16 protein-coding genes are annotated in these 11,791 nt (G+C 59.3%); 13 read left to right on the top strand and 3 right to left on the bottom strand.

All coding sequences use genetic code 11. The features are described 5' to 3' along the window. Positions 1–434 precede the first annotated feature (434 nt). The 13 genes from JNN07_14005 (at position 435) to JNN07_13945 (ending at position 9,070) form a co-directional block, all read left to right on the top strand. Complete coding sequence (locus JNN07_14005; protein ID MBL9168848.1) at positions 435–623, top strand: hypothetical protein; 189 nt, start codon at positions 435–437, stop codon at positions 621–623. 59 nt (positions 624–682) lie between these two features. Beyond that, positions 683–1,681, top strand: a complete 999-nt coding sequence (locus JNN07_14000) for a hypothetical protein (GenBank protein MBL9168847.1) — start codon at positions 683–685, stop codon at positions 1,679–1,681. Between the two features lie 272 nt (positions 1,682–1,953). Next, on the top strand, positions 1,954–2,457 hold the full coding sequence (locus tag JNN07_13995; protein ID MBL9168846.1) for a PH domain-containing protein: 504 nt from the start codon (positions 1,954–1,956) through the stop codon (positions 2,455–2,457). Between the two features lie 146 nt (positions 2,458–2,603). After that, positions 2,604–2,762, top strand: coding sequence for a YqaE/Pmp3 family membrane protein (locus JNN07_13990; protein MBL9168845.1), 159 nt, complete (start codon positions 2,604–2,606; stop codon positions 2,760–2,762). A gap of 372 nt (positions 2,763–3,134) precedes the next feature. Further along, positions 3,135–3,467: a helix-turn-helix transcriptional regulator gene (locus tag JNN07_13985; GenBank protein MBL9168844.1), complete on the top strand. Its 333-nt coding sequence runs from the start codon at positions 3,135–3,137 to the stop codon at positions 3,465–3,467. Between the two features lie 363 nt (positions 3,468–3,830). Next, positions 3,831–3,926: a hypothetical protein gene (locus tag JNN07_13980; GenBank protein MBL9168843.1), complete on the top strand. Its 96-nt coding sequence runs from the start codon at positions 3,831–3,833 to the stop codon at positions 3,924–3,926. Between the two features lie 12 nt (positions 3,927–3,938). Next, complete coding sequence (locus JNN07_13975) at positions 3,939–4,043, top strand: hypothetical protein (protein ID MBL9168842.1); 105 nt, start codon at positions 3,939–3,941, stop codon at positions 4,041–4,043. 348 nt (positions 4,044–4,391) lie between these two features. Then, complete coding sequence (locus JNN07_13970; protein ID MBL9168841.1) at positions 4,392–5,957, top strand: PAS domain S-box protein; 1,566 nt, start codon at positions 4,392–4,394, stop codon at positions 5,955–5,957. A gap of 2 nt (positions 5,958–5,959) precedes the next feature. Continuing rightward, positions 5,960–6,703: a response regulator transcription factor gene (locus tag JNN07_13965; protein ID MBL9168840.1), complete on the top strand. Its 744-nt coding sequence runs from the start codon at positions 5,960–5,962 to the stop codon at positions 6,701–6,703. A 143-nt stretch (positions 6,704–6,846) separates the two neighbouring features. After that, positions 6,847–7,707 carry a helix-turn-helix domain-containing protein gene (locus JNN07_13960; protein MBL9168839.1) on the top strand — a complete coding sequence of 287 codons (861 nt, stop codon included), beginning with the start codon at positions 6,847–6,849 and terminating at the stop codon, positions 7,705–7,707. 14 nt (positions 7,708–7,721) lie between these two features. Then, a complete protein-coding gene (locus JNN07_13955) occupies positions 7,722–8,249 on the top strand; it encodes a response regulator transcription factor (protein ID MBL9168838.1) in 528 nt (175 codons plus the stop codon). 50 nt (positions 8,250–8,299) lie between these two features. Continuing rightward, entirely contained in the window at positions 8,300–8,578 is a 279-nt protein-coding gene (locus JNN07_13950; protein MBL9168837.1) for an isoamylase early set domain-containing protein, read from the top strand. A gap of 93 nt (positions 8,579–8,671) precedes the next feature. After that, the gene (locus JNN07_13945) at positions 8,672–9,070 is read left to right on the top strand and encodes a sigma-70 family RNA polymerase sigma factor (GenBank protein MBL9168836.1); all 399 of its coding nucleotides are present in this window, start codon (positions 8,672–8,674) and stop codon (positions 9,068–9,070) included. On the opposite strand, the gene JNN07_13940 is transcribed toward JNN07_13945, so the two are convergent. The 3 genes from JNN07_13940 to hypE all read right to left on the bottom strand — a co-directional run bounded on the left by JNN07_13940 (position 9,037) and on the right by hypE (position 11,787). Further along, on the bottom strand, positions 9,037–9,225 hold the full coding sequence (locus tag JNN07_13940) for a hypothetical protein (protein ID MBL9168835.1): 189 nt from the start codon (positions 9,223–9,225) through the stop codon (positions 9,037–9,039). The genes JNN07_13945 and JNN07_13940 overlap by 34 nt on opposite strands. 500 nt (positions 9,226–9,725) lie before the next feature. Then, complete coding sequence (locus tag JNN07_13935; GenBank protein ID MBL9168834.1) at positions 9,726–10,718, bottom strand: calcium/sodium antiporter; 993 nt, start codon at positions 10,716–10,718, stop codon at positions 9,726–9,728. Positions 10,719–10,737: 19 nt separating this feature from the next. Further along, complete coding sequence (gene hypE / locus JNN07_13930) at positions 10,738–11,787, bottom strand: hydrogenase expression/formation protein HypE (protein MBL9168833.1); 1,050 nt, start codon at positions 11,785–11,787, stop codon at positions 10,738–10,740. Positions 11,788–11,791 lie beyond the last annotated feature (4 nt).

The following is an 11,791-nucleotide window of genomic DNA, read 5'->3' as shown; positions in this document are numbered from 1 at the left end:
AGTTGATTGGCCATATCGGCCGCTCATCCTCACGGGTTTCCGTTCGGTTGGCAGCCCTATGGCTTCTCTCTCAGGGTGGGTCAGTTTGAAGCCCTTCATTTCGACCCCAGGCGGGTCAGTTTGAGTGACCGCTGACAGTCTTGCGCCATACGAACCTCTGCGTGGTGTGAGCCTTGCAAATTGGAATCAGCCTGGACTTCCACTGGCATACGACTGACTGATTCCACCAGGCGGATCCCGGCGACTGTGTAAGGGAGCAAGCTCAAGAGGGTTAGACTGAGGCGGAGAATAGATTCGCGTCTGTTGGGTTGGGTCGAGGACGCGGAACACTTCACGTCCACACCAATCTCTCAAACGCAGGTCACATTCTTTTGCGAACCAAGGGGCCTTAGGTTGCACCCGGATCTGTTTCGATGTATGAAGCAGTGTCTTCTATGCGATTCACCCAACCGAGGCATTTGATGGTAAGTCCCAAGGTCGCTGAACGAATTGCCGATCGTTCCGGGGACCGGCCGCAAGCGATCACTGTACGCTTGGTGGGAAAAAAGGACGTTCGTAATCTGGTGGCTAGCATCAAACGGGCTCAGAAGTCCTCCACAAAGAAGATCATGGTGCTGGATTGACCCTCCGGAGGAAGCTTTCCGATTCCAAGACTGTTTCGCACCGGCGCTAGGGTGGTTGAGTGTTCACCGCAGTAACGCTGGAGGATCGATCTGACTGGCTCATCGTCCCACAGGGCGATAGCTTGAATCCCATGTATGGTTTGCTGCCAGGTATGAAGGAATTTTTGGGCTCGCGAGAGACGGGCGAACTTGCGGATCTCTTGCTTTCTGTGGCGGAAAACAACGACCAGTTGCGTGAGCGGCTAAACCAACTCAAACGAAGGGCCGAAGGGCACGCCGTCGACCTCGAAGGATTCAAGAGAAACATCACCCAGGCCTGCTCCACTCCTCGCTACATCGATTACAAGCACATCGGGGAGTTTGCTGACCGCATCCAGCGATCGCTCGAGCCAATTGACCTCATGATGAAGGCAGGGGAGTTTGACGACGTGCTGCCTCTGATCGACTTCGCCATCACCAGCGTCCACTCAGCGTTCGAGAACTGCGACGATGACGGTTGTCAGGTCTCGAGCGTTCATGAACTACTGGTCGAGCAGCACTGGAAGGTTTGCCAGGCGCTCAAACGCCCCGGCTCAGAACTGGGGCTCTGGGTGTTCAACCGGGAGCGACACAACCACTACGGGCTTTTTGACGACCTATTTTCCCGTTACTCGGGTCTTATGGGAGCCGAGGGGATGATTGCCTATGAAGGTGAGGTCCGCAAAGGTTGGGGACTGCTCCCTGTGATCCCCGATGTGGATGGCCGGAACGGGGAGCGCGGCATTCTGGTTCACATGACCAAGGAATTGGCCACATTTGCGAACCGTCCCGAGTTGTTCACGACTCTTCAGGGGGCATTTGTGCAACGCCAACTCGACGCCATCCCTGAAATGGAGCGTGAGATCCATTCGCTCTTGCCGTCCAAGCGGAGCAGCGACAAGCACTACGCAGAGAAGCTCATCGCGGAGGTGTCCCAGATCCTTCGGTCCAATGGTTACGAACAGAGTTGGCAGGAATTCGTTGAACGGCTGAAGACTCGGCATCCGCGCAAGATGGACCGGATTCATCTTCCAACGTGACGTCGGATTGGAGGTCGCGGGATCTATCACAAAGATGCCAGCGTTCTCTAACGAGGCCCAGGAGTCCTAAATCGCCTTACGGTGGCGCTCGAGCAAGGCTTGCCAATGGTTGAGTGAGATCAGGGAACCTCGGTAGCACCACGTGACTCTTCATAGCGTAAGTTGGAAATAGCCACCTCCGAGAATGTTAAACTGGTGCGACCGAATCAAGGAGGCCCCAGAGGAATTTCCCCTGACACAGGGGGCGATTGCCCATACGGTGTCCACTAAGCATGGCATTGATCACCTGTCCTGAGTGCGACAAACAAGTATCCACGGAAGCGAATGCCTGTCCGGGTTGCGGCTATCCAGTGGCTCAAAGACTCGCCTCCGCCCCGACTTCACAGGCTCAGGCGACCGACAGGCTGAACGCGCAAGTTGTGATGCGCGAAGTCAGGCCCTCGTGGTGGAACTTCGGCTGGCACCTGGCGTTCTGTTGGCTGGTCATCCCGTTGCTCGTGGCGTTGTACAGGCGTCATTCCTACCTCATGCGGATCTACTCAGACCGTGTTTCGATCGAGGAAGGATTCTGGTCGAAGGAGACGAGTGAGTTTTTCATCAAAGACATTCGCTCCATTGACGTGAGGCAGGGGGTGTGGGGCCGGATGGTGGGCATCGGAGACGTGACCATCTCGACTGCGGCCACCGTGGACGCCGCCGAAACGGCCAGTGGGGTCGCAGATCCTAATGAAATCAAGGACATGCTGATCGCACAACGGCAGCAGACTGCCAGTTGAGAGGACACATCGGTTTATCGAACAATTCGAACGAGGCGATATTCATGCGGCTTTTCGGCACTCGTAGTTCAGAAGCATCAATCCTGCATTGCGCCACTTTCCAGACACTGAAATAGTGCGCCGAACTCAACAGATCATCCAACATCATGAGCAAACTTATTCTGGTCATCCTCGGCATCATCCTTCCGCCTTTGGCAGTTTTTCTTAAAACGAAATCCGCCAAGCACACCATTCTCAATATTATCTTGTGCCTGGTGTTTTGGATCCCGGGCGTTCTTCACGCCCTTTACCTGGTGTTTAGATAACACCCCGTAGTGTCCACAAATTCGGACGAGGCCATTTTCATGCGGCATCTCGGTAATAATAGCGAAGTAGTCCGCCGAGTCGCAGACGTGAACGAATAGTGCCGGTCTATGGAAAGTCAGGGAATTCAGGTCGGAGGATCTTGTTCCCGAGTCCTTGGTGGTTTTGCCAGGTGATAGTGCACATCGAACTGAACAACCTCCTCACGCTAGGACGTCGGCCCCAGTTGTTCCTGGAGAACCCGAACCTCCGTCTGCAGGTATTCGATGCCGGCTTGCTCCCGAAGGTTCATCCATCCGGCAAAGCAAACCAGCACAAACGAAAGAGGATTCATCGCAGGACTATCCCTTTATCGGGCGGACAAGACGCCCGCAATGGATCCTCCATTGCGTGTTTATAGCGAGCAGAACAACCGGATTCGCTATTGGCCTGCGCTGCGGAAGCTGGGGCGCGATCTGGCCCTGGCGCGACGCAAGCGCGGAATTTCCACACGCGACATGGCGGCGCGCCTGTTCGTTGGTCGCAACACCCTTTGGAGACTGGAGCGAGGTGACCCGACGGTGGCGCTTGGCACACTGGTCACGGCCGCGTTCGTTCTCAATTTGCATGATCATTTGGGTAATCTGGCCGCGCCTGCTACGGATGAATTGGCCCTCAGCTTGGATGAGCAGCGCCTGCCGAAGCGCATCCACCGGAAGAAATCATGAGCATTGAAGTCCATATTGATTGGCAGGGACAAAGCCATCTGGTTGGACGGCTCAATGCCGCCGAGCGCAGCGCTTCGTTGTCGTTCGAGCATGCCGCCGAATGGCTGCAACGCCCTGATGACTGAAGCCGCAAGGTTGGTTGGCGTTTAATTTCAACCGGTGACAGTCGGTTTGGAGATTCGTTTGAGTCGTGGTGTATTCAACAATACTTAGACTATTCCGCCCAAACCAGGCCGCGTTAACCAGACAACCAGGAGAGGTCCGCTAAAACGCCCGGTCCCATGCGTCGTCATCGAAGAAATCCCTGCGGCGCTTCAGCTTCAAGCTTCGGCAAACGCCGAGTGGGGCGAGAGTGTGATCGATGTGGCCGCCACCATCGCGCGCAAGTCTCCCGGCCAACGCGGATTTACTCGCGCCAATCTCTTCCGGATGAGGCAACTCTACGACCCCTATCAATAGGACAAGAAAGTGATGCGACAATTGCCCTGGACGCATCACTTAATCCTGCTCGGGCGAACGAGACACCGCGAGGAGCGCCAGTTCTACCCGCTAGCAGCCATACATGGCCGATGGTGAGGCAAATCCACCCAGAAGCGGTCGATGAGTTCAAAAGTGCCTACAGCCTAGAGTTTTTGAGTCTGCCGCAGGATCATTCCGAAGCGGATCTGCACGGTGCGCTCCTGCGCGACCTCGGGCGGTTCATTCACCCGGCAAAGCAAACCAGCAGAAACGACCGCGGATTCATTGGAAAATGATCCCTCTATCGGTCGGACACCACCAGCTTTGCTTTGGAAGCGACGAGCTCCAGACCTCTCACAAGACCCACAATGTCAATTGATTAGGTTCGTTCGAATTCTCGGACACTACGGGGCTCACTGGCGACGCCTAGGAACCTCGACAGCACCGACCGGGACTGGTAGTAGCATGGGTATCAGCGACGCAACTTCCAGCAAGGCACCGCAGGCCGGTCGGAAACCTGAATCTCCGACTGGGCGAAGATCTGCGGAGGGATACTTCAAACCACGGCACATTGCGGCCGTGTTGCTCATGACCTTTGGTGTCGTCATAGTCTCCGTCGTCGACACGCGGATGCCCACAGGTTTAGCCCCTTGGTTACTCTATATTCCTTTGGGCGTAGCCTGCCTGTGGCTCTCCGGACTGAGGTTTGCTTTGGTAGGGGCTTCGGTCTGCTCCATCCTCATTATTGTAGGCTTTCTCCTGTCCCCGCATGGCACAGCCATCGGAGTCGAGGTATTCAATCGCGCGCTCGGGCTTGTCGCTTTGTGGGCAGCCGTCTTGGGTGGCCGAGCCTATCTTCGGAGTCTGGCCGAAATCCGACAACAGCAGGAAGCGCTCAGCCACCTCAACGGCTCGCTGGAACAACGCGTGGCGGAGCGCACCGCGGAATTAACTGAGCAGCAACAGCGGCTTCAGGCAATAGTGGACACGGCTGTTGAAGGCATCATCACCATCAACGAGCGAGGCATCGTGGATTCGATGAACGCCGCCGCCGAGCGCATGTTTGACTACCGTGCCGACGAGGTCATCGGCCGCAACGTCAGTCTGCTCATGCCTTCGCCCTATCGCGAGCAACACGATGGCTACATCGCCCGTTATCGGGAGACCGGCTACGCGAAAATCATCGGCATCGGCCGCGAAGTCGCGGGCCAGCGCAAAGACGGCACGATGTTCCCAATCGACCTCGCCGTGAGCGAGGTCAAGCTGGGCGACCGGCGCATTTTCACCGGACTGTTGCGCGACCTGACAGAGCGCAAGCGGCTCGAAGCCGCCGTCACGTCCTCCGCCGAACAGGAGCGTGGCCGCATCGCGCGCGACCTCCATGACGGCTTGGGCCAGGAGCTGGGCGGAGCGCTCTTCCTAGGCAACCTGCTCCAGCGCGACCTCAAGGAACGCGGAGCGGCGGAGGCGGAACGGGCCGCGCAAATCCACACGCTTGTCGAGAAGGCCCTGGCGGACGCCCGCGAAATCTCATACGGCCTTTACCCGGTGCCCCCCGAGCCGGACGGCCTGATGACCGCGCTGCAAAACCTCGCCGACCGCGTCACGCGGGATTGCCGCATCGAGTGCATTTTCGACACGGATTCCGCCGTGTTGCTCGAAGACCAGACGACCGCCACGCACCTGTATCGCATTGCGCAGGAAGCGGTGAACAACGCGCTCAAACACAGCGGCACTTCGCGCATCGACATCCGCCTGGCCGCCACTGCGCGCAGCCTGGAGGTTTCCGTGCGTGACCACGGCACAGGATTGCCGCAGAATGCTCCTGTCAGCGGTGGGCTGGGACTGCAAACGATGAAACATCGCGCCCAGTTGATTGGCGGGCAATTGACGGCGCAGGGCGTTCCCGACGGTGGTGGTGTATTGGTATGCTGCTCGGTGGCGCGAGTCTGGCGGGGAACCACCGGAGCAGCGGCCACTCCCTCATCTCCGCCCGCCGAGGGAGGAGAGCGAGAAGAAAGGAAACCTTGAGTATGGCGTCAAAAAACAAACCGGTCACCGGACCCGTGGCGAAGAAAAAACTCCTCATCGTGGACGACCATCCCATGACGCGGTTGGGCCAGGTGGAAACGCTCAACCGCGAAACTGACTTCATGGTATGTGGTGAAACGGGCACGGCGCGCGAGGCGATGGAGGCGATTGTCCGCCTGAAGCCCGACCTGGTGGTGACGGACCTGACGTTGCCGGACAAGGATGGACTGGAGTTGCTCAAGGACATTCAGGCGCTGCATCCGGGCCTGCCGACGCTTGTAGTCTCGATGCACGACGAGATGTTCTACGCGCCGCGTGTGCTCCGCGCCGGCGGACGCGGGTACGTGATGAAAAGCGAAGGGCCGGAAAAAGTCGTTGGCGCCATCCGCGCCGTCTTGAGCGGACAGATTGCCCTCAGCGCGCCGATGTCGGCGCGCCTGCTCGAAACCTTCACTGGCCAATCAGGCAAGTCCGGCGGCACGCCCGAGAGCAAACTCACGGACCGTGAGCTGGAGGCGTTACGATTCTTTGGCGAAGGCTGGGCCACGGAGGAAATCGCGCAGAAAATGCACCTCAGCACGAAGACCGTGGACGTGCATCGAGGCAAAATCAAAGAGAAGCTCGGTTTCAATACCACGCCGGAATTACTCCGCTTTGCCATCCGCTGGGTGCAAGCGCAGGAGTGGCCCGCGCTCCCCGCGGCGGCGCCGGACGTTTCCTCGAAGCCCTCCTCACGCCGGTCGTGAGCCGATGTTCGGTTCCGTCGCGCCTAAGCATTTTGCTTATCCCCCCTTCCTGAATCGCCTGTCCGCCCCTCCCTGGCTGATTAGGTGCGCGTGTCCGTCTGCCCAATAGGCACGAACCGCAGCCGCGCCTTACTCTGCGGCCCATGACAGCAACAGTCGTTCAGCCGACGATTCTGAATTCAGAGCCTTTGAGGCGCGACACAGGACTGTCTTGTTCGGCGCATGAGGTGACGCGCATCGAAAAGGCCAAAAACCTCTTGCTCAATCCGCACTACCGCCTCGGCGAAATCGCCGAGCACCTCGGCTTTCGATCCATAACCCAATTCAACCGCTGCTTCGAACACATCGCCGGCCAGTCGCCGACGGCCTACCGGCAAATGCTGGGACAGCCAAACATCGACGCGCCAGGAACCAGACCGACGCCCATGAAAAGCAAAAGCGCACCTGAAAAGCTAAAAGTCCTGATTCTATATTCAGACCGCATCAGCGGCCATGAAGCCATGCGGACCTGCGACCACGCCCTCAAGCAACTCGACAAGGACCATTGGTTTGAATTCCGGCTCTGGCGGATGGACATGCTGGACCAGCGGGACATCCGCACTCACGCCAGCCGCGACGTGGCCGCAGCCGACATGATTGTCGTCACGGTGGACGATGAGCGCGCGTGTTCGGAAACGTTTCAACGCTGGGCCAGGAGTTGGCCGGCCCCTCAGCGGGGCGCGCGCCGCGCGTTGGTGGCATTTCAACCCGGCGGCGGCGCGGTGGCGTTGTCCGCGTCGGGTTGCGTGGATTTTCTACGCGAACTGGCCGCCCAACGAGGCATGGACCTGCTCAATAACCACCCGCCTGGTGCCTCCACCCCCCGCGCCATCCCCGCGCAATGGATGGAGAGATCGCAGGAGTCGTCAGACTCGATGTCCGCCGCGGAGCCTCGGGCTGAATTCGCCCGCGCCTCACTGGAGGAAACCACCCCCACCTATCGCCGCTGGGGCATCAACGAATGAGGCCATGCGAGGAGATGCGTCGCCTTGCTGCTGCGGCTTGGGACAGAGCATTGGGCAAATTGCCCGCGCCTCACTCATTGCCCGCACACTGGCTGCCCAGCTCGAAGCGCCATAATTTCACCTTGTCTTCCGCAGCAATCGACCGCCCGGTGAAAAAGAAGATTTTCGTTGTCGAAGACCATGCGGCTGTCCGGCAAGGCATCGTCGAAACCATCAACCGCGAAAACGATTTGGTGGTGTGCGGCGAGGCGGACGATGTGTCGTTTGCCCTTTCAGTCATCAGCACTGCCAGCGCCGACCTTGTGCTGATTGACATCGAGCTCAAATCCTCCAGCGGCCTTGAGTTGATCCGCGAACTACGGCTGCTCTTTCCCGCACTACCGCTCATCGCCATGACGATGTTCGACCCCGTCCGCTACGAAAACCAGGCTCGCGCCGCCGGCGCCAACAACTTCGTGGTCAAGCAGGAGGGAGCGGAGAAGATGCTGGCGGCAATTCGCCAGGCACTGCCCGGCGACCTGCAAGAAACCGACCGCGAATGATGGACAACCCGGAACAGCTTAAACCGAAAAACCAAAACGTAAGGCAAATTATGGCTAAGACAATCAAATCCAAAGGCAAACAAACGTTCTCCATCACGGCTCCGGCAGCGACGAGCGTGCAGCTCGCGGGAGACTTCACGCACTGGGAACAGAATCCGGTTCCTCTCAAAAAGGAAACCGGAGGTGTGTGGCGCGCGACGATCGAACTGGAACCGGGTGCGCATCATTACCGGTTCCTGGTGGACGGCCAGTGGCAGGACGACCCGGATTGCGCCCTCCGCGTGCCGAATCCCTACGGGAGTGCAGACATGGTGCGGCAGGTGGGTTGAGGTTTCGCCTGCCACGAACCACCAAAATTCCTGGAACCCATCCACGCCGCGCTGAGGATTCTGCGCAAGCGCAAGGGCTTGCCCACGGTCTCGATGGAAGCCAACACCGACCCTTCGGCTGAAGTCGGGCGCATCCAGCATCCAGAATACATCGCAGAGTGGCGCGAATTGCCTGACCAGATCGTTCTTAAGCGCGAAACTACACGGCTCATCGAGACGGTATTGACCCAACTCGCTGACAAACATCGCGTGGTGTTCGTGCTCCGCGATGTGGAAGGTATGTCCGTGAGGGAAACCGCGAATGCGATGCGCATCATCGAGGTCAACGTGAAGGTGCGCCTGCTGCGCGCCCGCCTGCAACTGCGCGAGCAGTTGACCCGGTCTTTCGATGGTGCGGCGATGCGCGTGCAACGCGCGTCACTACTACGAAGGCCGAACCGAACTCGAGCACTTTCCGCCTACGCCGGTTTCTCGGCTTTCAACGCTCCTTGAATCATCAGGAACTCACCGAGATTCTCCGCTGTGAGCAGACCCACAAGGCGGCCGTTGTGCACGACCGGCAGCGAGTGGCAGTTGCACTCCTGAAGCCGCGCGAGAATGCCCTCCGCCATGTCGAAAGGACTGGCCGTGTGGAACTCGCGCAGCATCACTTCGCCTACCAGCGCCGATTTTCCTGCTTCGTTGAGCGCGCGATGCAGCCGGTGGTGGAATTCGATGGGCAAGTCGTACCGCTGCCCCTCTTTGTAGAGCGTGATGGTCTTGCGGATGTTGTCAATGACCACCTGGCAGGGATTCACTCGGCCATGTACTTCTCGAATTCCTCGCAGATGCCGGGATCAATCGTCCCGTCCACGTATTCGTTCAACAGGGCCAACAGTTCTTCCCACTTCATAAAGGCGATGCGATCATGACTTTGAGCTGTCAAGGGAACAAAGGTTACGCTCAAACAGCGCATCGGGCATCGCTGGAAACGCCGGGTTCAATACATTGTTGGGTAAATTACCGCACGCGTCATGCAGGTTGGAGTCGTTTCAATGACGCGCCGGACGGCTCCGGCCTCGATGCGCGTTTTGCTGATTCATGAAAGGACTGGGCCGCCTGGGCAAAGAAAGTTACAAAGAAGGGCACCTCCGCGATCAAGGTCGCCTTACTCGTTCTTTTGCCAAACCGTCAAGACCACCACGGCGCCAAGATAAACGCCGTAAAAGACCAGCAGGATGGCTCCTTCGCGCCGCGTCACGCGCTTGCCTGTCTTCAGCATCCATAACATCAGGAGCATCGAGACCAGCATGGCGGGGAAGTTGAAGAGCTGCGTCAACCGATCCATCGTCACCTCGCGAATCGACGCCGCCGCGCCAATCACCACAGTCAGGTTGGCGATGTTCGCGCCGACTACGTTGCCGACGGCAATGTCGGAAACGTTCTTTCGGCTGGAGGTGATGGCAGTGACCAATTCCGGAAAGGAGGTGCCCACCGCCAGGACCGTCAAACCGACGATGATGGATGGCACGCCCAGCACATGAGCGATATTCACCGCAGAATCCACTAGCAGTTTGCTCCCGATAATCACGATGGCCGCGCCGATGAGAAACTGCACCGCAGTGCCCGGCTTGGTTTGAAACCAGGCCCAGCGCGTGGCCACGGCTTCCTTCGCGATGGCCGTGGCTTCGGCCACTTCACTCGGCTTCTTGTTGTGCCAGTCTTGCCAGAAGTCCCACGCGAAATAAGCCGCCCCACCAAGGAGCAACATCACGCCCTGCCAGCGCTGCAGCACGAGGTCGAGCGTCATCAGAAGCAACACCACACCAAAGAAAAACATGCCGATGAGGGGCGAACGGAGCGCCTGCGGATGGACGTCCACATGCTTGATGGCCGCAGTGACGCCGAGGACGAGGCCGATGTTGCAGATGCACGAGCCGACGGCGTTGCCCACGGCCAGACCCGACTCGCCCTTCAGCCCGGCCATAATGGAGACCACCATCTCTGGCGAAGTGGTGACGAGGCTGACCAGCGTGCCGCCGATGACGACGCGCGGCATCCGCAGCATCTCGGCGACGCGCACGGCCGCTGACACAAACAGTTCACCGCCCTTGAAAATCAGCACCAGGCCGGCGACGAGAAATGTTATGTCCAGCAACATGGGGGTAAGAGTGAACGGTTCAGCAAATCCTCGGCAACTGTTCGCCGCTCAGGAGGTCGAGCACGCGCGCAACGCCGAGGCGGTTTTTGAGTGTGACCAGGCCGGGTGTGCCGGCGCCCACGGTTCCGATGAACTTGGCGTCGGCTCCGAGCGCGTGGGCGTGCAGCAGATCGAGAGCGCGCGGGAGGTCACGCGGGGAGATGAAGGCCACGAAGCGGCCTTCGTTGGCCACGTAGAGCGGGTCGAGGCCAAGAATTTCGCATGCTCCGCGCACTTCCTCCCTCACGGGCAGGGCGCTTTCGTCGATGTCCACCTGCACGCGGGCGGCAACGGCGATTTCGTTCAGCGCACTGGCGAGTCCGCCGCGAGTCAGGTCGCGCAGGCAGTGGATTTCAACACCTGCGTCGAGCAGCGCCAGCACCGGCGCGGTCAGCGGCGCACAATCGCTCTCAATCGTGCTCTCAAACTGGAGACCTTCGCGCACGGACATGATGGCCATGCCGTGCCGGCCCACGTCGCCACTCAACAGCACCACGTCGCCGGGCACCACACGAGCCGGTGCAATCACGACGTTGTGTCCGACCACGCCCAGCCCCGCAGTGTTGATGAACAGTCCGTCGCCTTTGCCCTTGTCCACCACCTTGGTGTCGCCCGTGACGAGTTCGACTCCCGCAGCAGCGGCGGCTTGCCGCATGGACTGCACCACCCGCCAGAGCGTTTCCATGGGTAAACCCTCTTCGATGATGAACCCGGCGCTGAGCCACTTCGGTCGCGCCCCGCACATGACCAGGTCGTTGACCGTGCCGTTGACCGCCAGCGTGCCGATGTCGCCGCCGGGGAAGAAGAGCGGACGCACGACGTAGGAATCGGTCGTGAAGGCGAGGCGCTGACCGCGCACGTCAATCACCGCGCCGTCGTGACGTTGGTTGAGCAGCGGGTTGCCAAACGCGGGCAGGAACAGCTTCTCGATGAGCTGGTTCATGAGCCGTCCGCCGCCGCCGTGGGCGAGCAGGACGTTTGGGTGGTCGGCCAATGGCAGCGGACAACTGGTGCTGAATTCAGGTTTCATGGCG

The organism is Verrucomicrobiales bacterium (genome assembly GCA_016793885.1).
Classification (GTDB): domain Bacteria; phylum Verrucomicrobiota; class Verrucomicrobiia; order Limisphaerales; family UBA11320; genus UBA11320.
The sequence above is the reverse complement of the archived record's forward strand: the minus strand, read 5'-3'. Positions and strand labels throughout refer to the sequence as shown.